The organism is Shewanella sp. ULN5 (genome assembly GCF_030731885.1).
Taxonomy (GTDB): Bacteria; Pseudomonadota; Gammaproteobacteria; order Enterobacterales; family Shewanellaceae; genus Shewanella; species Shewanella holmiensis.
Genome location: NZ_JAPJEE010000013.1, coordinates 86,778 through 106,417 on the forward strand (window position 1 = coordinate 86,778; position 19,640 = coordinate 106,417).

Sequence of the window (19,640 nt, forward strand, 5' to 3'; positions counted from 1 at the left end):
GCCAGAGCCAGAGCCAGAGCCAGAGCCAGAGCCAGAGCCAGAGCCAGAGCCAGAGCCAGAGCCAGAGCCAGAGCCAGCCAAAGCATTGACCTTAGTAAAACCTGGCAGTTGGGCCAGCGACACGTTTAAAAAGATTGTTGAACAGGCCAAAATATCTGAAGGTGATCAGGCTCAGTTTGACGCCCTGTCACAGGTCATTAGCCACAGCTACAAAATGCGTAAACAAGCGGACTATTGCCAATATGGTGCTAAGTTGTATAAAGCGTACTTAGGATTATTTGATAGTTTATATCAACAGGATAAGTCACAATTTGCTGATGGAAAAGCGGCGGGGCACCTGCACTTAACCACCTTATTAAATGATGTCGGTCAGTTTGATAAAGCGCTGGCAATTTGCCAGCATGCCATCGCACATCAATTGTCAGATGGCACAATAACAGGGTTTGAAGGGCGGATTGGTCGGATTGAAAAAGCCAAGTTAAAAGCACAACCTTGATCAGCCCTATTTAGATGAGCGTCTAGTGAAAGCTAAACCTTAAAATATCAACAGACGTCAGTAATATCGAGTATCATATTGCTAACTGAAGTAGAATTAAGCGGACATCAGTCCGCTTTTTTTATGCACTTTTGCTGTGCACCTGGTTGATGAAACTTGGCTGATACACAACTTCTGCGATGTAACTTAAGGGATATTAAAATGCTCGCCACGTCATTTAATAAATTCATTGGTCTTTTGCTTGTTACCCTGTCATTAAGCGGCTGTATTCGTAGCCCAGAATGGACTTTATTCTACTTTGCAGATGCGGCAGACAAAACCGATCACACTTTGCAACACGATGTAATAAAAGGCTATTACGATACGTTAGAACAATGCCAGGCTAAAGGCTCAGGCTTAGTGCGTATTCAAGGTGTCACAGTGACAGAACAGGTTGATTTTACCTGTGGCCAAAAATGTGAAACCTTAGACAATAACCAAATCGACTGTCAGCAATTGATGAGTGATAAAGACTTTTTAAAGCAGCTCTAAAAAGGATATTTCTAATGCGCTTTAAGCAAGACTTTTTTGAACAGCTAACGGGTTTTTACAGTCAGGTATACCCACAACCGATTTCAAATCCGCATTGGTTAGGTTGGAGTGATGATGCCGCGGCATTGATTGGTTTGAGCAAGCCTACTGATGAATTATTGATGCAACTTTCTGCCAATCATGCGGCAGAGGGTGCAAGCTATTATGCGCAGGTCTACAGTGGTCATCAATTTGGCGGATATACTCCTAGGCTTGGCGATGGCCGCTCAATCATTTTAGGCGAAGCGATTGGACCTCTTGATGCCTGGGATGTGGCATTAAAGGGGGGAGGGCCTACACCTTATTCCCGTATGGGAGATGGTCGCGCAGTCATGCGTTCAGCCGTTCGAGAGTTTTTGATTTCTGAAGCGTTGGCCGCTTTACATGTGCCGACCAGCCGAGCATTAGCCGTAATAGGATCAGATTTACCTGTATGGCGTGAAGGTCAGGAAACCGCAGCTATCACGGTCAGGCTTGCTAAAAGCCATATTCGATTTGGCCATTTTGAATATTTTAGCTATACCGAAAAGGGCAATAATGCCAAGTTAAACCAATTGGCTGACTTTACCATCAGCCAGCATTTTCCACATTTATCGACCGACAAAGCTGGCTATATCCAATGGTTTAATGAGGTAGTGGCGGCTACCGCTAAAATGATTGCCCACTGGCAAAGCATTGGTTTTGCACACGGTGTCATGAATACCGATAACATGTCGATTCTGGGTGACAGTTTCGATTTTGGTCCATTTGCATTTTTGGACACCTTTAAAGAAGACTTTATTTGTAATCATTCTGACCATGAAGGCCGTTATGCATTTGGTCAGCAACCCGGTGTTGGCTTTTGGAATTTACAGCGACTAGCGCAAGCCCTTACACCGCTGATTGCCTCTGATGATTTAGTCCAAGCTCTGAATCAATATCAACGTCACTTAGTCGATCATTACTTATTGTTGATGGGGCAAAAATTAGGCCTAGCGGAAGTAAAGTTTGCTCAAGAGCCATCGTTAACCGATGAAGCTATCGCTGAGCAACAAAAGCAAGATTTACAACTCGTGGGCGAGTTCACAACCTTACTTGAAACCAATCAACTGGATTATACCAATAGCTTACGTCGCTTTGGTGAGCTTGATGTCAGCAGCCAAAAATCGAGTTTGCGAGATGACATGGTTGATGTGGCTAAATTTGATCATTGGTTTGCCCGTTACCAGCAACGAGTGGGTAAAGTGGATGATGTTGCCAACTGGCAACGGGATAGAAATGCCGTTAATCCTAAATATATTTTACGTAATTACTTAGCTCAGGAAGCCATTATTGCTATAGAAGAGCAAGGCGATAACAGTAAGCTAGTACAATTACATCAGTTATTACGTCACCCTTTTAATCAACATCCTACCATGGAAGATTTTGCCAAGCGTCCACCTGAATGGGGACAAGGTTTAATCATGTCCTGTAGTAGTTAATTGAGCATAAATATGAAGTTACTCTCTGCTACTTTAGATGGCGACAATTTAAGTTTGTTGATCAGTGCCAATATTGATTTTGAACAATTCGCCGACTTTGCCGAGCCGTTAGCTCACGCATTAGATTGTCAGGTGCGTGAACGGCAGTGGGGCGCAGATCGCCACCAATGGCTATTAGATTTTGAAGGCAGTCAGTTATGGTTGCATTATGAGTTCTATGGCGATATTTGCTGGATCAGCACCGAGCGCCAAGATGAGTTCGACGTGCTAGTGTATTTACATAGCTTACTACAGCCCTATATTCAGTCTTAATAATGACTCAATACCCTAAAAAGCGGATGATATGATCGAACAAGCAACGGAATTCCATTACCAGGCTCTTACACCCGATCTGATATTAGATGCGATTGAAAGCATCGGTATTTACCCTGAAACAGGCTTACTTGCCTTAAATAGTTATGAAAATAGGGTATACCAGTTTCGCAGTGATGACGGTAAACGTTATGTAGTGAAGTTTTATCGACCGCACCGCTGGACGGATGAACAGATCCAAGAAGAACATGACTATTCGCTTGAGTTAGCTGAAAACGAAGTGCCCGTTGCCGCCCCGCTCATTATTGATGGTAAAACATTACATCAATATAAAGGCTTTCGAATGGCGTTATTTGCCTCTATCGGCGGGCGAGCATTTGAAGTCGACAACCTTGATCAACTGGAAGCCGTGGGCCGCTTTATTGGGCGTATTCATCAATATGCTGCCAAGCAACCCTTTGTACACCGTGAAGCATTAAATCCACAGGTATTAGGCGTCGAGCCACTTAATTACTTGCGCGAAAGTGGTATGGTCGCACCTTCAATGGCACATGCTTTTTTTACCGTTGTCGAGCAAGTGTTACAAAAAGCCACAACCATCTGGCAAGGACAAGCATTTAAATCAATTCGATTGCATGGTGACTTGCATCCAGGGAATATTTTGTGGACGCCAGATGGACCTGGTTTTGTCGATTTAGATGATGCTAAACAAGGCCCAGCAGTACAGGATATCTGGATGATGTTAACGGGCGACCGTCAGCAACAAATACTGCAACTTGATACCTTGCTTGAAGGCTATCAAGAGTTTGCTGACTTTGATCCGCGTCAATTGGTTTTAATTGAACCTTTGCGCGCATTAAGAATGGTGCATTACAATGCGTGGTTGGCAAAACGCTGGCAAGATCCTGCATTTCCAATGAACTTTCCATGGTTCGGTGATCTCAAATACTGGGAGCAACAAACTTTGGCATTCAAGGAACAGTTAGCGGCACTCGATGAAGCCCCGTTAAGTCTATTTTGAGCGACAGAACTCAACGAAGGTTAATTAAACTTAATTTTTACTGGTTGGTGTAAATTGTTACAAATACAATCCGTTTAAGGTTGTGATTTTATTCAATGCTAAAGGTAAGATAGCTGCATTGGTTGATGGCGCATTTAAAACATTACGAATAAAAGCGATATATAAAAGGAACTCAAATGAAAAAAGCATTATTAATGGCAGCAGCGTTACTATTTACTCCATTAGCTGCAACCGCAGCAGATTATCAAGAAGGTGTGCATTACACAGTGATCAACGACGGCCCTGGTTCTGCCAAGCCTGAAATCACCGAGTTTTTCTCATTTTTCTGTGGTCACTGTTTCAACTTCTCAAAAACGGTTATTCCAACAATTAAAAAGACATTGCCAGAAGGTGTGGCGTTTAATCAATCTCATGTTGAGTTTATTGGTCGTGACATGGGTGTAGAAATGTCGCGTGCATTTGCTATTGCGCACCAGTTGAAAGTAGAAGAAAAAATTGAAGCGGCATTATTTTCTGCGATTCACGAGAAAAAGCAAAGCTTCGCTAATCAAAATGACATTCGTTTGTTATTTATTGCTAACGGTGTAGAAGGCAAAGATTTCGATGCAGCTGCCAATTCATTTATGGTAAATGCCCAAATGTCTAAAATGGCGCGTGATGCTAAAAATGCCAAAATCTCAGGCGTACCATCTTTAGTTGTGAATGGTAAGTACCGTGTTGAAACGGGTTCGATCAAGTCTTATGACGAATTGCTTGATATTGCTTATTATTTAGCCGAGATGAATAAGAAGTAAGTTATGCTGTAAACGCATAATCAATAAAGGAGCTTAGGCTCCTTTTTTGTTGCCTCAAATTCTTTTGGCGTTGAGCGGTATTGACGGTCTCATGACACTAAGCCCGCTGGTTAGCTTGAAATCGAGTGTGTTAGATGTGGTCACTTTTGTGTTTTTGAACAGGGCGATACATCCAAGATGATTGGCTATTCATTGTAAGCAACGGGCATAAATAATTGGCAAAAAAAAACCGTATGCTTAAAAAAGCGATACGGTGTCGAGCTAAATAGCTCTTTATACCCTGAGTAACGTTAAAGATAGTAACAGGGTGTCAAAAAATTGGCAAGTGGCATTTTTTTGTCACTTTGTTTTTTTTGAATATCCTGAACTGAGGTTAAATATTTTTCACTAAAAATAACTGGCTATCATGCAACTTATTGGATGTTTTATAGTCAAATATTTCGTGTCTGGACATAGCAACAAGTATCAAGCGACCTTGTCAGAAGTTTTATCGAAGGTTGATACAGTAGAACCGGACAGTTGAGGCGAGATGTATCACCACTTATCAAAAGATGAATAATTAAACAGGAGGCTTTATGAGAATGTTCCCAGTTTATGCTCCTAAATTAATAGTGAAGCACGCAAGAATATTTCTCTGTGGTGTGGTTTGGGTAAAAGACCTAGGCCGACTAGAATTTGATCGAGGGCGTTTTTTGTTGCCGAAAAAAAGCCTGCCAAAAGTTAAGCAGGCGATTTTAGAATTAAATGCGCTGATTGAATCACAACATCATCAAGCAGTTTAGCACGGGTAATTCAGATTAGATTTCGCTATTCAATAAACCAACAAGGCCGTTGACCTTATCACTCCATGAGTTTAGGTCTTGCTCTAATTGTTGGTTTTTTTCTGTAAGTGCTGCGCTTTTTTGCTTCTCTTCTTCAAGCTCCATTTTTAGTAGCTCAATATTTTCAAGAGTCGCCTGGATTTTAGTTTCCAATTGGGACAATAATTCAAGGCTCATGTGGGGAGTCCTATGGTTTCTGGATGGAACCCCGATTCTAGCAGTGACAAGGCCTTGTAGAATAGTCTTTATCGCTAAGTGGGCAAAAAATAAACCAAATTTAATACTATTTTGCTGTTTGTACTTATCTTTTATCAATAACCCTTATAACACGCAATAAAATCATCTTATATTCCCCCTATCGTCTATAGCGAAAAAGCCGATGTTCGTGATACTTTTTAAGTCCGAAAAATTAATAATGATGGCGACGATAGAGAAGATGATCACCCGAATAGATGTAAATCCACGTATGAGCAGTATCGTTATTCACAATAAGACTGTGTATTTATGCGGCCAAGTGGCGACGGATAAGTTTGCCGATATCACTACTCAAACTCAAACTATGCTCTCTGAAGTAGACAGCTTGCTTGCTCAAGCTGGCAGCGGGCGCAATCATATCTTATCGGCGACGATTTACCTTAAAGATATGCAAGATTATGATGCGATGAACATGGTTTGGGATAAGTGGTTGGTATCAGGCCACGCACCTGCCAGAGCTTGTGTTCAAGCTGCAATTGCCGAACCAGAATATTTAGTCGAAGTGTCGGTGATTGCTGCCGTTATCGAATAATCACTGACTGAGCTTACAGTGACTTTACTTGTGTGGCTGTTTTTTGTTGGATGAGTTTCTGGTTCATTGTCAGTGTGTACATTGACGAGATTGAAAAAAAATACTGATGCTTGTTACGTTGAATTGACGTAATCTGCGCAACTAACGAGACAGTAAACTTGACTTTATTTACAGCTCTCCATAGTCTTCAAGCTCAGTTTTTAAGGTGGTATGCAATGGATATAAAATATAATTTAAAACCCGCGTCAGAGCGCCGCACTGAGCAGTTCACTCCCGAAGGTAATGTTGGTTTTGGTAAATTACGTACCGACCATATGTTTTTGATGGATTACCGTGACGGCCAATGGTGTGATCCGCGCATTGTGCCTTATGGTCCTTTTGAAATGGCGCCAGGAGCAATGACCCTGCACTATGGCCAATCCATTTTTGAAGGGGCGAAAGCCTTTATGCATGAAGACGGCGAGATTTATACTTTCCGTCTGAATAAAAATGCCGAGCGCATGAATCGTTCGGCCGATATCGTCTGTATTCCCAATATTGATGAGCAAATTCAATTAAAGGCGATTAATAGCCTAATTGATGTTGATAGAAAGTGGTTCCCGATGCAAGAAGGGGCGTGTTTATACATTCGTCCATTTATTTTTGCGACTGAAGACCGTTTGTCTGTCAGCCCAAGCCAGCAATACACTTTTTGCGTCATTCTAAGTCCTTCTGGCGCTTATTATGCTGCGGGTGTGAATGATGGTATTCGCTTGCTTATTACCACCCAATTCCATCGTGCAGTGTCTGGTGGTACGGGCGCTTCAAAAGCATCAGGTAATTATGCTGCATCATTACGTGCTGGCAAGGCGGCAGCGGAATATGGTGCGGCTCAGGTGCTGTATCTTGATGCGAACAACAAGCAAATTGAAGAAGTGGGGGCAATGAACCACTTCCATATTTTAAAAGATGGCACTGTCATTATTCCTAAATTTACTGACACCATTTTAAAATCTATTACCTCGCAATCGATTCTTGAATTGGGTGAATTACTGGGATGCGAAGTTCGCCAAGAGACCGTCATGCTCGATCAATTTATTGCTGACATTGAGTCGGGTGAAATTGTTGAAGCGGGTGGTTTTGGTACTGCGGCTGTGGTTTCTCCGGTGACATCATATATTTTTGAAGATCACCGAGTATTGACAGTTGGTGATGGCAAAGTTGGCCCGAACATCAAAAAAATCTACAAGGTATTTACCGATATCCAAAAAGGTAACCTGCAAGGTCCTGATGGCTGGGTAAAACGTGTTGAAAAAGTCGCGTCTTAGCGCTTGATGCTCTTGTAAATCAAGGTTAGCAACTAAAATCCGATATCAGTGATGATGTCGGATTTTTTATTGTCCTCTTACTGTTACGATAGCTTTAGCTGAACGCATCTAAACTCAGTCGCCCGTGATCGCATTTTTAGATTCATACTTCTGTATAGATGCTTGTTGTTATTTGTACGCGGGTTAATTCAATTAGGCTTGTTGTTTGATACTTGCTAGAGAATAACGACACTCATTATTCGTTTGATTTAAGAGGCTATTATGATTTTAATTACCGGTGCAAGCAGTGGGTTGGGGGCGGCATTAGCCAAATGTTACCTCGAAGATAATCAGCAAGTGATTATTTCAGGGCGAAATAAAGCGCGTTTAGATGCCGTAACACAAGGTCAAGGAACACATATCTGTGCTATTGATGCCGATTTAACCTCTGACACCAGTGTGTCAGCTCTTTTTGACCAAGTGGGTTTGCTACAAGCTCAATCAAGATTACACACCATTATTCATTGTGCTGGCAGTGGGTATTTTGGGGCCATTGAAAACCAGAATCCTGCAGCTATCTCGGCGTTACTGCAAAACAATATTATGTCAGCCATTATGTTGGTGCGTGAGGCGGTTAAACGCTATCGAGATCAGGCCGTGAATGTGGTGGTTGTGATGTCTACTGCTGCACAGGTCGCTAAAGCGGGAGAGTCTACCTATTGCGCAGCTAAATGGGCTGTGCGGGGGTTTATTGAGTCTGTGCGCCTTGAGTTAAAAGGCAGCCCAATGAAAATTATCGCAGTCTATCCAGGTGGAATGGATACCGACTTTTGGGCAACCAGTGGTAAAACCATAGATACTTCTTGCTTTATGAGTGCCGATGAAGCCGCCAATATGCTTAAACAGGCTCTAGTGAGCTCTCAACATGGTTATGTTGCCGATATTACCATTAACCGAGCTTAGTTGGATAGCGGCGTGTTTAGATGAGTGAGTTTTGCTTTGCCCAGAAATCGTCTTCAGCATGAGAGGGCGTTAATGTGATTCTGGCACCCTTATTCAAATAAGTGGTACAGGCAACGCGTAAAAGAGAGCTGAAATTATTAATTTCGCCGCGTTTAATCATAACTTCACGATAAATGCGGGTGAGGAATTCAGCGATAGACAAATCGGCTTCTTCAGCGATTTGTTGAATAATTTGCCAAAATACCGCTTCAAGTCGAATGCTTGTCACCACTCCGTCAATGCGAATAGAGCGAGTTTGTGATTCAAAAAGTTCAGGTTCAGCTCCAGAATAAATTTCACACATATGATGATCCGTCACGTTGGTTGATGAGTCCCCATCGTGACGGATTATATTTGCTGATGCAATCCAAACTTCACACGTTAAGTGCTGATGATTAGCGAGTTAGCAATTGATTAAATTGTGCTAACCAATCCGGATGTGCAGGCCATGCTGGTGCGGTGACAAAGTTACCATCAGTAATGGCTTCGGTAACTGCTATCTCACAGTATTCACCACCAGCCTGTGTCACTTCAGGGGCGCAAGCTGGGTAAGCCGATATCTTTTTACCTTGAACTACATTGGCAGCCGTTAATAGCTGGGCTCCATGACACACAGCCGCAATCGGTTTTTGACTTGCTGCAAAAGCTTGTACTAAAGCAATGACTCTTTTATCAAGACGAAGGTATTCTGGCGCGCGGCCACCTGGGATAAGCAAGGCATCGAATTGAGGCTCGAGAATATCATTAAAATCGCCATTTAATGCGAATAAGTGTCCCGGTTTTTCGGTGTAGGTTTGATCGCCTTCAAAATCATGAATAGCCGTTTTAATGGTGTCACCTGCTGATTTATTTGGGCACACAACAGTGACCTGATGTCCTACCATTTGTAATGCTTGAAACGGCACCATCAGCTCGTAATCTTCAACAAAATCACCCGCAATAATTAACACTTTAGCCATCATAAACTCCATTTATATTCAAATTACCTTGTTACTTTACTGGCTCAAAAAAGACAGTGGTAGTAATCAGATACTACAAATGAAGGCTAATGAATATCGGGGAGTTGATGACGGAGAGAGTGATAAAACGAAAGCCAAAAGTGCTTTCGTTTTATGGGGCGGTGTTAATGACCTAAATATTGTTTAATGGTGCGTTCAATCTCATCGGGCATAATAGGTTTTGTCAGGTAATGGTCGGCACCTATGCGTAAGCCAAACTCTTTATCTGACTCTTCAGTTAGACCACTGAGAATAATGATAGGAATATTCTCTGTCAGCGGATTATTTTTCACCAGTTTTACAACTTGATAGCCGTTAATGTTGGGCATATTGATATCAAGTAAAATGAGATCTGGTTTGAATGTGGTGAGAATTTCTAATGCGCTGGAACCTGAATTAGCAGATATAACCTGGTGTGCATCACCAATAATTGCCAGCAACACACCTGAACAAATGGGATCGTCATCTATTACTAATATTTTTTTAGTCGTCATACCTGTCCTATTGAATTAACCGCATTGATTACAGTGTATGTAATTTCAGCTAAAAATCCAGTGTGTTATGTAAGCGTTTTTTGAACTTATGCTGGCAATAATAACAGGGCTGAATCACATCAGCCCTGTGCCCAACAATCAATACGCGATTTTATGACATTAAAAAAAGCCCAGCGGATTGACATCGTAGCTAACCAGCAGGTTTTTAGTTTGTTGGTAATGGTTTAGTGCCACTTTATGGGTTTCGCGCCCGACACCTGACTTTTTGTAACCCCCAAATGCGGCGTGGGCGGGATACATGTGATAGCAGTTGGTCCAGACTCTTCCTGCTTCAATTTTACGCCCCATTCGATAAGCTAAATTCATGTCGCGGGTCCATACCCCGGCACCTAAACCAAATTCAGAGTTATTAGCCATAGCGAGTGCTTCCGCTTCATCTTTAAAAGTGGTGACCGAAATAACCGGACCAAAAATTTCTTCCTGGAACACACGCATGTTATTGGTGCCTTTTAAAAGGGTTGGCTGAATATAAAAGCCTTTTTGATACTCATTGCTAATGGTTTCAACATTACCGCCAAGTAACACTTCAGCACCTTCTTCTTTACCGATTGCGATATAACTCATGATTTTATCAAATTGTTCTTCAGAGGCTTGCGCGCCCACCATGGTGTCTGTATCCAGTGGGTTACCACGTTTAATGGCTTTGGAGCGTTCAATAATTTTTTCAATAAATTGTGGGTAAATATCTTCCTGCACTAACAGCCTTGATGGACACGTACATACTTCGCCTTGGTTGAAAAATGCGAGTACCGCTCCTTCAATACATTTGCTGAGGTATTCGTCTTCAAAATTGAACACATCATTAAAGAAAATATTTGGCGATTTCCCCCCAAGCTCTACGGTAGAAGGGATAATGTTTTCAGCGGCGCATTTCATAATATGCGACCCCACAGGTGTTGAACCGGTAAAGGCGATTTTGGCAATGCGTTTACTTGTGGCTAAGGCTTGGCCTGCTTCAGCGCCGTAACCATTGACTATGTTCAGTACGCCAGCAGGTAATAAATCGCCGATTAATTCCATTAACACTAAAATCGATGCAGGCGTTTGTTCTGCTGGTTTTAATACTACGCAGTTACCGGCTGCTAAGGCCGGACCGAGTTTCCAAGCGGCCATCAAAATAGGGAAATTCCACGGAATAATTTGTCCGACTACGCCTAAAGGCTCATGGATATGATAAGACAAAGTATTGGCATCAATTTCAGCGGCGCTGCCTTCTTGCGCGCGCAGGCAACCAGCAAAATATCGGAAATGATCCACAGCTAATGGAATATCAGCATTTAACGTTTCACGTATCGCTTTACCATTATCCCAGGTTTCTGCGACAGCAAGTTGGGTAAGGTTGGCCTCAATACGATCGGCTATTTTAAGTAAAATATTTGACCGCTCTGTTGCTGAGGTTGCTCCCCAGGCTGCCTTAACATTATGGGCTGCATCTAATGCTAAATCGATGTCATGTTGGTCTGAACGCGGAATTTTACAGAAAACTTGGCCATTGACCGGGCTGATATTATCAAAGTATTTTCCATTAACCGGTTCGACCCATTGACCACCGATGTAGTTTTGATAAACAGCCTTGAACGTGATGACAGATCCTGTTTCGCCGGGTGCTGCATAAATCATATACTTTCCTCTAATTGTATTTTTGGGATGACTAATTAACCTAGAACAAATATTGATTAGAGCGCTATTCTGAAAATCCATAGCTGTTGACTCACAGTACAATTGATAATGTAACCTGTGTTTTTATCTGGTCACCGATAGCAAGGATTGTTGTACAGGATTGTTATATTCGAGTGGTATAACCCTGCTATAGGTGAAATGATGATCAAAGGATGTTTACAACAAAAGCGCGCCGTGCCCCAGGTGCTGGTGGAGAATAAAATGACTTTTGCTGGCCCCGAGGCTGAGCTAAGTATTTACGATACTTTTGAGCAAGCGTCACGGGTGGCGTTAAAGTCAGACCAATTATTGTTTTGTGGCATGGTGACGGGCAAAAAAGTCATGCATTCGGTCGATGATTATGAGGCGGCTTTTTACCCGCATGAATCGTTTATCATGGCACCGAATCAAGCGGTAGAAATCGATTTTCCAGAGGCTAAAATTCATCAGCCAACTACTTGTTTAGCGATTGAAATTGCCACTGATAAAGTGAAACAAGTGGCAGAGCAACTGCAAATGCGGGCTCCATTAGAAAAATCCTACGGTGACTGGCAATATCGACAATCCGTTGTCCATACCCACCATAACCAACAAACCCAAGCGTTGCTCGAGCGTATGGTGCAGATTTTTACCGAAAACGAACAAGACAGATCTTGTTTGATAGATTTAGCCATTTCAGAATTAGTGATTAGATTATTGCGCTTTCAAACCCGTGATTTTTTATTACTTCATAGTGAACAAAATCCTGAATTTAATGGCTTGAATTCAGTGTTGCAGTACATGAGAAATCATTTACATGAAGCCTTAGATATCGATGTGTTATGTCGGCTTGCCTGCATGAGTCGCAGCAAATTTTTTAGCCAATTTAAAAACCATTTTGGTTGCACTCCAATGGCTTTTCAGCAACAGATTAGGCTTAAGCAGGCGGCAAAATTAATTGCCCAGGGGCAGCAAATTACCCAAGTGTGTTTTTCACTGGGGTATCACAGTGCTAGCCATTTCAGCCGCTTGTTTAAACAGTATTATGGCATGAGCCCCACTGACTATAAGCAGCGCCACTTAAACAGTTAACCAAGTCATCCTCTGTGTTTTTGGTTTAGTTGTGGTCATCGTTTTCAGCGGCTAACTGCGTAAGTGCTTGTAAGGTTAACGTTTCAGAGTAGGCATTTATTTTAGGATGCTCAGGGCTCCAGCCTTTGATAAAACGATGAAAGTCAGCCCAAGCAATGGCGTATAGCGGGCGCCATGTGCTCTCGAGGCGTGCAGCATTGATAGCAGGATGGTGGTGGGCAACGCTGATGGCTAATTGTTTGAAATAAAAATCAATATATTGTTCTACGGCTTGTTCGATACTTGCAGTGGCTTGATTGAATGCTATGACACTACTGAGGAAATAGGCGACATCCTTCATACCGCAGCCTTTGCCAATGTATTGAAAATCGACCGCGGCAGCTTTAGTTGAATCAGGTGTAAAACAAAAGTTGGCTAGTTTGGCATCGCCGTGTACTAAGGTTTGAAACTGGCAATGATTAAGGAGGCTATCTAATGCTGTAGCCGCGTTTTTTAGCTTAGTATCTTGCAACGCGGCGAGTTCATCAGGCCTTGTTGCTAAGTGCCAATAACTTCCAATCGGCCATAATCCGTCACCACTGTGTTGCATAAATTGGCCATGAAAGTGCGCAAGCCAAGTTAAACAGGCTTGAATCACGCTTTTGCTAGGTTGAGGATTAATTGCGCTGAACCCAAGTTGGGCTAGATCTTCTAAAATCAGCAGGGTTTCGTGCTCAGTTGTTTCAATCCACAGGCATTTGGGCACATAAGAACTCGCGGTGCAGAGATTGGCGTAATGCTGATACCAATAACTTTCTATTTGATACGATAAGAGTTTTCGCTGGTGGGATAAATCAGTCGCCCAACTTCTGGGATGAGTTTTAGGCTGAGGAAAGTGAATATGTTTAACAATGACAGATGCACAGTGATACCCCGTTAAATAGACTCTGACAAGCTCTCCATAATCGCCCCAAAGTGATTGAATCGTGTCTACATGGGAAGCACTTTGCGCGCCAAGGACTTTAACGATTTTTGTTAACTGTTGTGCTTGCATATTACTTTGACATTACCGGGCGAGATAAATCAAAGCGATTGTTTTCAGTAACTGTGTAATAAGCGGTTGGGCCACCTGCTCTCATAACAGGTTCAGCGAGTGTGGTTTGATAGATGCCAGCGTCATTAATCAGGTGTTTGGCGATATGCACCGCGATCACTTCACCAAGCACTAGCCAAGTATCAATATCTTGACCATTGGCATCTTTTAATTGGATGCATTGGGTTAACTTGCATTCAAAGTTTACTGGGCTTTCTGCTACGCGATCAACAGATACTATTTTGCTGGCTGCCGGTGTTAGCCCTGCAAAAGTAAATTCATCTTCACCGCGGGGTAAAGGCGCAGAGGTTTGATTCATTTTTTCAGCCAATTCTCTGGTGGTTAAGTTCCAGACAAATTCACCGGTTTCGACAATATTGGCGACACTGTCTTTCCTGCCAATACTGGCAAAGCCAATAATGGGCGGGGTGTAATTGAAGCAATTAAAAAAACTATAAGGGGCTAAATTACGTTGACCTTGGCTATTTTTTGAGGCTATCCAACCAATGGGGCGTGGGCTGACAATGGCATTAAGTGGGTCGTGGGCTAAGCCATGCCCCTGACTTGGTTGATAAAAATAGCGTTCGTCTTGTGGCATCTAAAGCTCCAATTATTTAGAACGGATAAGATGAGTTGATCAGCCTTTATTAACTCGTCTTATCCGCTTCAACAAGTGCACTATTGACTAAGATTTACCGCTGTCAGTGGCACTTTGGTCAGATTCAATTTCAGATAAAGCGGCTTGCTGCTCTTCTGTTTTAGCTTGCTCTGTTGCCGCATCCTCCGCAGTAGGGGGCTCTTTTTTCTCGGCATTGGAAATACTGCCAACAGGGGGATATTGCACACTGTCTTTAAGGGTGGCTTTGGTTTCTTTACTAAAGTTAGGAAACGGCATTTCTTCAGCAGCTATCAGTTGCTGCATGGTCGTTGCAGCTTCTTGTTGCATGGCGGCATTGGGCTCATGGTATGGGGTTAACACCACGCTTTGGCCTGCTGGTGCAATCTGAATGTTTAACTCTGTCAAAATGGTTAAAATGTGAAAGTTTAAATCCTCGGCAATGCCGAAATAGGTGATCACATTACCGGTATCAATATAGGCGTTAATTTTTATCAAAAACGCATCGCGCTCAATGGCAAGAAAACGGGCGCGCTGACCCACATCAAGCACTTTGGGGTGACCAGCAAGTAACTTTCTTAGTTCAATTAGCAGTACTTGTATCTGCTCTTTAGGGGTGGTTAGGCTGATGCGTAAATCTTGCTTGAAGCGGCGGCGATCAATAACCGAAAAGTTTTCTAACTCTTTTGATGAAAATACCGAGTTGGGAATATGCACAACCGAACGGTCTAGTTTTCTTACTCTTGTTGAGCGTAAACCAATTTCTTCTACAGTTCCCTTAACGTCACCAAAACGGCAAAAGTCGCCAGGGTTAATGGGTTTTGATGCATAAATGGTAAATGCACCAAACACGTTTTCTAATGGTTTTTGTGCCGCTAATGCAATTGCTAAACTGCCTACGCCTAAGCCGGTTAAAATGGTCGCCATATTGTAGCCTGAGCTTTCAAACCACATTAATATGCCAACAATGACAGTAATAATTTTTACAATGGCGACCATGGGACGCAGGAGTGCAATGCTGTAGTTGTTCTTTTTACTTTTACTTTGTAATTGTTCTGCTTTGACGCTGGCAAATAACTCAATCAACCCTAAAGCAAGTAGGGTAAATGCAAGATAGATTAAAGTGCCGTTTTCAAACCATACTCTGGCGCGTACCGAAAGACCTAATGCCAACGCGGTGTTTTGCAAAAGCAGTAGGTAAACAAACCATCGTAGACTGCGGCCACAAAACAGAGTGATGCCTTTGAGGTTTTTTTCAAATATTTTGGCGATAGATTGCGCCAGCATACTGATAAAACCTGCGACTACCCAGCCTAAGAAAATACTGACAAAGAAAATAAGTGCCTGCCAGTTATCCATATGGAAAATAGTCACTTGCGGTAAAAAGTTCGCTAGAGCTTCTATTTGTGGTGGATAGCCATATTGTTGCCAAAGTTTAGGTATTTTAGAAATCGTTGCATTGGATATTTTCCATATTTCGCCGCCTTTACCATCGGGAACGAGCTGTAGGTAAATAGGAAAGGGGCCATCCTCGGTTTCTAATACGCCAAGTAAATCACGATAAGAGGGCAAGTTATCGTTAGCCTGCCCTGCTGGTGAGTCACTGATTTGCGACAAATCAATGATGTTTTGCTTTTTCCATAGGATGCTTAATTTACGGATTAATTCTGGTGCATCTTCAGCGCGGACATTTTCAGGTAAATAGCGTAAATCAATAAATTTACTGGCTTTTTGCCAATCATTTTTTTTGATCGCATCGCTAATGACAATCATTGTCGAAAGAGGCGTTTCACCCTCTTTGCTAAATTGTTGGTTAGTTTTGGCTTCAATGATGGCCTCGGTGCGTAACTCTGCTTCAGATACCTTTTTTAAGTTTATATCATCCGCAGCCAGCACCGAGATTGAAGTCAGGATAAAAACGGAGCAAAGTATTCGCCAAAAATGCAGCATAGTCTGTCTTTCCTTGATCTAGATTTTATATCGATATTAAAAATACCCGTTAAATATAGGCGTTTTATTGCTTCAGAGCTAGCGCGATATGTTGATGATTTATAAAAATATTAATGTTTATTTGCTGTGATGATGTTGGTGTTGCGTGCTAGTTTATTCGCTGTCACTGGTTTAGAGTAGCTTGATGCTGTTACATATCAGCTTTGATTCAACCAACGGATACCAAGGACGCCCTATGAACGCCTCAAAACTTGCTTTAGCGGTATCGCTATCTTGTAGCTTATTTAGCTCAACCGCCAGTCAAGCAACATCATTAGAAGACTCGGTTAAGCAGGCATTACCTAAGTTAGAGCAGCTTTACTTACACCTGCATCAGCATCCTGAATTATCTTATCAAGAGAAAAACTCGAGTGCTCGAATGGCACAAGAATTGGCCGAGCTTGGTTTTGAGGTAACGGCAAACTTTGGTGGTTATGGGGTCGTCGGTATTTTAAAAAATGGTGCAGGCCCAACCATAATGATCCGCGCTGATACTGACGGTTTACCGATTATTGAACAAACCGGTAAGCCTTATGCTTCAAAAGTCACCACTGTGGATGCCAGTAATAATACCGTGGGTGTTATGCATGGCTGTGGCCATGATATTCACATGACCAGTTTAATTGGCACCGCGCAGCAGCTTATGCAGCATAAAGATAAATGGCAAGGAACATTAATGATGGTGGCGCAACCTGCTGAAGAAGTCGGAGGTGGGGCTAAAGCGATGTTAAAGCAAGGCTTATTTAGCCAGTTCCCAACGCCAAATGCCGTGTTAGGTTTGCACGTTAGCGCCAGCATTCCCGCCGGAAAAGTTGGCGTGGTTAGCGGCTATGCACTTGCCAATGTTGACTCTGTTGATATTAAAATCAAAGGCAAAGGCGGTCATGGTGCTTACCCGCATACCACCATAGATCCTGTGGTATTGGCGGCCAGAACCGTGCTGGCTTTGCAAACTATTCCTAGCCGCGAAATCTCGCCGCTTGAGCCAAATGTGGTTACCGTAGGCTCAATTCATGGCGGCGCAAAGCATAATATTATTTCAAATGAAGTCATGCTGCAGCTCACTTTGCGCTCATACAACCCAGAGGTGAGAACCCAGCAAATTGAGGCGATTAAGCGCATTACTAAGGGCATAGCAATCAGTGCGGGTCTGCCTGAACATTTAATGCCTGAAGTGAAGGTGCATGACGATCAAACTATCCCCTCTACCTATAACGATCCTGTATTAGCGGCAAAAGTGAAGGTCAGTATTGAAGCAGAACTGGGGGCTGACAATGTGCAAGTTGCGCCGCCGGTTATGGCTGGGGAAGATTTTGGTTTATATGGCAGAACGGCTGAAAAAGTGCCCATTACACTGTTTTGGCTAGGGGCTGTGGAGCCCACATTGTATACAGACAGTGTCACAAAAGGTGACACCTTACCCTCATTGCATTCAAGCCAATTTGCCCCAGACTACCCAGCCACTATTACTACGGGGGTGAAAGCCATGACTCGAACGGCGATAGATTTGTTTAATCAATAGTGAATAGAGTGCCTGCATCATAATTGCAGGCACTTTATTACGTGCTGATATTACCTGCTTCAATGCTTTGCTATGGGCATAGATACCGTTATGGAGGTTAAGTTTTGCAGATCATCGATCGACAATTCAATTTCTCCACCTTGAGCTTGGGTAAGTATTTTGGCTGAGTATGTGCCAAGACCAGAGCCTTTCGATTTACCCGATGACACGTATTTATCCCAAAAAGTATCACGTATATCTTCTGGCACAACGCCTGTATTTTCAATTCTGACCTTGACCATTTTGTTGTTCGATTCAAAATGAATAGCTACTTTTGTTCTCATTTTGGCCGCTTCAAAGGCATTTTTTATCAAATTCAATAACAAGGAGTAAGTTAAGATTGGATCCCCTAATACATAAAACTCTTGATTCGGTTCTTCATCGGGAATTTGATATGCTAACAGTTGTTTGTGATGAAACGTGACATGCATAACATTCAAAATACGCTTGATAATATTGTGAATAGAAAAGGGTTCAGGGGATAATTGAAAGCGGCCTGTTTCAATTTTATACAGCACTGAAAATAAACTGATGGTGTTTATTGATTGCTGAGCCATTTCTTCTATTTGATTGATTTTTGTTTGTAATTCTTTTGGATAACTTTTGTCTTGCGCAATCCGTTCGGCCATAGCACTTATCGCAATTAAAGGGCCTTTTAAATCATGATGAACGATATCTTCTACGCTGTCTTTTAACTTCGCCATCGCAAGTATATTGTCATAATTAGCTTGGAGATCACGTTGTAAGTTTACCGTGGCCAGCAAGTTTTTTACTCGTAGCTTTAAAATCTGCGGTTGAATAGGCTTGGTTAGATAATCGATTGCGCCGCCTTCTAGTCCGGCGACTTGGTGTTCAATTTCTGTTAGTGCAGTAACAAATACCACAGGAATTTGGTCTGATTGTGGATGTTCGCGCATGGCTTTCAGTACCTGATAGCCATCCATATCTGGCATCATTATATCAAGTAATACTAAATCTGGCGGGGTAGCGGATTGGCAAATTTTTAATGCTGAAGCCCCATTTTTGGCGAATCGAATTTTATAATCGTCTTTCAGTAAACCAACTAAATATGCCAAATTATCAGGAACATCATCAACAATTAAAATGCTATTGATATCAGCTGCTAATGGTTGCGACGATAGTTCATCGGGATCTTTTGGTGCAAGTTGTTCAAAAAGGTTTTTGCGTTCGGCTTTTAAGGCTTGTATCACTCTTGCTTGTAATGTTTTAGCCGTGAAGGGTTTGGCGATGATGTTCGAAACATTATATTTTATGGCTTGTGTCACCATATCTCTGTTGGTATGAGCAGTAACCAGAATGACCGGAATAGAGTGCCATTGTGGATTTGAGCGCATCGTTTGTAACACTTCAATACCATTACCACCAGGCATAATCCAATCAAGCAGCACAATATCTACGTTATTGTGTTCCAGTGTTTCTAATGCCCTACGGCTATTTTCAACAGGTAATACGCGGCCAAAACCATGTTGTCGCAATTGTTCAACCATGATGTTACGCATGGCATCCATGTCTTCGATAATCATTGCTGTCATCTGATTCAATTGCATAAA

At 42.4% G+C, this 19,640-nt stretch carries 20 protein-coding genes and 1 pseudogene; 12 read left to right on the plus strand and 9 right to left on the minus strand.

Annotation, left to right across the window (positions count from 1 at the left end):
* The 7 genes and pseudogenes from ORI98_RS13215 to ORI98_RS13245 form a co-directional block, all read left to right on the plus strand.
* Positions 1-496, plus strand: a pseudogene (locus ORI98_RS13215) (hypothetical protein); the annotation flags it as partial.
* A 201-nt stretch (positions 497-697) separates the two neighbouring features.
* A complete protein-coding gene (locus tag ORI98_RS13220) occupies positions 698-1,027 on the plus strand; it encodes a hypothetical protein (RefSeq protein WP_306135508.1) in 330 nt (109 codons plus the stop codon).
* Between the two features lie 14 nt (positions 1,028-1,041).
* Complete coding sequence (locus ORI98_RS13225; RefSeq protein WP_306135509.1) at positions 1,042-2,526, plus strand: YdiU family protein; 1,485 nt, start codon at positions 1,042-1,044, stop codon at positions 2,524-2,526.
* 12 nt (positions 2,527-2,538) lie between these two features.
* On the plus strand, positions 2,539-2,838 hold the full coding sequence (locus ORI98_RS13230) for a DUF3630 family protein (protein ID WP_306135510.1): 300 nt from the start codon (positions 2,539-2,541) through the stop codon (positions 2,836-2,838).
* 31 nt (positions 2,839-2,869) lie between these two features.
* Positions 2,870-3,859 carry a serine/threonine protein kinase gene (locus ORI98_RS13235; protein WP_261299771.1) on the plus strand — a complete coding sequence of 330 codons (990 nt, stop codon included), beginning with the start codon at positions 2,870-2,872 and terminating at the stop codon, positions 3,857-3,859.
* Positions 3,860-4,035: 176 nt separating this feature from the next.
* Positions 4,036-4,653 carry a thiol:disulfide interchange protein DsbA/DsbL gene (locus ORI98_RS13240; protein WP_261299772.1) on the plus strand — a complete coding sequence of 206 codons (618 nt, stop codon included), beginning with the start codon at positions 4,036-4,038 and terminating at the stop codon, positions 4,651-4,653.
* 575 nt (positions 4,654-5,228) lie between these two features.
* Positions 5,229-5,435: a DUF1107 domain-containing protein gene (locus ORI98_RS13245; RefSeq protein WP_261299773.1), complete on the plus strand. Its 207-nt coding sequence runs from the start codon at positions 5,229-5,231 to the stop codon at positions 5,433-5,435.
* 15 nt (positions 5,436-5,450) lie between these two features.
* On the opposite strand, the gene ORI98_RS13250 is transcribed toward ORI98_RS13245, so the two are convergent.
* A complete protein-coding gene (locus ORI98_RS13250) occupies positions 5,451-5,651 on the minus strand; it encodes a cell division protein ZapB (RefSeq protein WP_188842407.1) in 201 nt (66 codons plus the stop codon).
* 241 nt (positions 5,652-5,892) lie between these two features.
* Here ORI98_RS13250 and ORI98_RS13255 point away from each other — a divergent pair, with 241 nt between their 5' ends.
* From ORI98_RS13255 to ORI98_RS13265, 3 genes are all read left to right on the plus strand, one after another.
* Positions 5,893-6,261: a RidA family protein gene (locus tag ORI98_RS13255; protein WP_306135542.1), complete on the plus strand. Its 369-nt coding sequence runs from the start codon at positions 5,893-5,895 to the stop codon at positions 6,259-6,261.
* A 215-nt stretch (positions 6,262-6,476) separates the two neighbouring features.
* A complete protein-coding gene (locus ORI98_RS13260; protein ID WP_261299774.1) occupies positions 6,477-7,568 on the plus strand; it encodes a branched-chain amino acid aminotransferase in 1,092 nt (363 codons plus the stop codon).
* Positions 7,569-7,829: 261 nt separating this feature from the next.
* The gene (locus ORI98_RS13265) at positions 7,830-8,510 is read left to right on the plus strand and encodes an SDR family NAD(P)-dependent oxidoreductase (RefSeq protein ID WP_306135511.1); all 681 of its coding nucleotides are present in this window, start codon (positions 7,830-7,832) and stop codon (positions 8,508-8,510) included.
* Between the two features lie 16 nt (positions 8,511-8,526).
* Here ORI98_RS13265 and ORI98_RS13270 read toward each other — a convergent pair whose 3' ends face one another.
* From ORI98_RS13270 to ORI98_RS13285, 4 genes are all read right to left on the minus strand, one after another.
* Complete coding sequence (locus tag ORI98_RS13270) at positions 8,527-8,853, minus strand: ribbon-helix-helix domain-containing protein (RefSeq protein ID WP_306135512.1); 327 nt, start codon at positions 8,851-8,853, stop codon at positions 8,527-8,529.
* Positions 8,854-8,944: 91 nt separating this feature from the next.
* Positions 8,945-9,508 carry a DJ-1/PfpI family protein gene (locus ORI98_RS13275; protein ID WP_306135513.1) on the minus strand — a complete coding sequence of 188 codons (564 nt, stop codon included), beginning with the start codon at positions 9,506-9,508 and terminating at the stop codon, positions 8,945-8,947.
* 164 nt (positions 9,509-9,672) lie between these two features.
* Complete coding sequence (locus tag ORI98_RS13280) at positions 9,673-10,041, minus strand: PleD family two-component system response regulator (RefSeq protein ID WP_261299778.1); 369 nt, start codon at positions 10,039-10,041, stop codon at positions 9,673-9,675.
* A gap of 159 nt (positions 10,042-10,200) precedes the next feature.
* Positions 10,201-11,721 carry an aldehyde dehydrogenase family protein gene (locus tag ORI98_RS13285; RefSeq protein ID WP_306135514.1) on the minus strand — a complete coding sequence of 507 codons (1,521 nt, stop codon included), beginning with the start codon at positions 11,719-11,721 and terminating at the stop codon, positions 10,201-10,203.
* Positions 11,722-11,982: 261 nt separating this feature from the next.
* Between ORI98_RS13285 and ORI98_RS13290 the strand changes: the two genes are divergently transcribed.
* Positions 11,983-12,831, plus strand: coding sequence for an AraC family transcriptional regulator (locus ORI98_RS13290; RefSeq protein ID WP_306135515.1), 849 nt, complete (start codon positions 11,983-11,985; stop codon positions 12,829-12,831).
* 25 nt (positions 12,832-12,856) lie between these two features.
* Here ORI98_RS13290 and ORI98_RS13295 read toward each other — a convergent pair whose 3' ends face one another.
* The 3 genes from ORI98_RS13295 to ORI98_RS13305 form a co-directional block, all read right to left on the minus strand.
* Positions 12,857-13,864 (minus strand): phosphotransferase, encoded by a 1,008-nt coding sequence (locus ORI98_RS13295; protein ID WP_306135516.1) that lies wholly within the window; start codon positions 13,862-13,864, stop codon positions 12,857-12,859.
* 1 nt (position 13,865) lies between these two features.
* Positions 13,866-14,501 (minus strand): flavin reductase family protein, encoded by a 636-nt coding sequence (locus ORI98_RS13300; protein WP_261299782.1) that lies wholly within the window; start codon positions 14,499-14,501, stop codon positions 13,866-13,868.
* 87 nt (positions 14,502-14,588) lie between these two features.
* Entirely contained in the window at positions 14,589-16,469 is a 1,881-nt protein-coding gene (locus ORI98_RS13305) for a mechanosensitive ion channel family protein (protein ID WP_306135517.1), read from the minus strand.
* Positions 16,470-16,704: 235 nt separating this feature from the next.
* Here ORI98_RS13305 and ORI98_RS13310 point away from each other — a divergent pair, with 235 nt between their 5' ends.
* Positions 16,705-18,030 carry a M20 family metallopeptidase gene (locus ORI98_RS13310; protein ID WP_306135518.1) on the plus strand — a complete coding sequence of 442 codons (1,326 nt, stop codon included), beginning with the start codon at positions 16,705-16,707 and terminating at the stop codon, positions 18,028-18,030.
* A 59-nt stretch (positions 18,031-18,089) separates the two neighbouring features.
* On the opposite strand, the gene ORI98_RS13315 is transcribed toward ORI98_RS13310, so the two are convergent.
* On the minus strand, positions 18,090-19,637 hold the full coding sequence (locus tag ORI98_RS13315; protein WP_261299785.1) for a response regulator: 1,548 nt from the start codon (positions 19,635-19,637) through the stop codon (positions 18,090-18,092).
* Between the last annotated feature and the right edge of the window lie 3 nt (positions 19,638-19,640).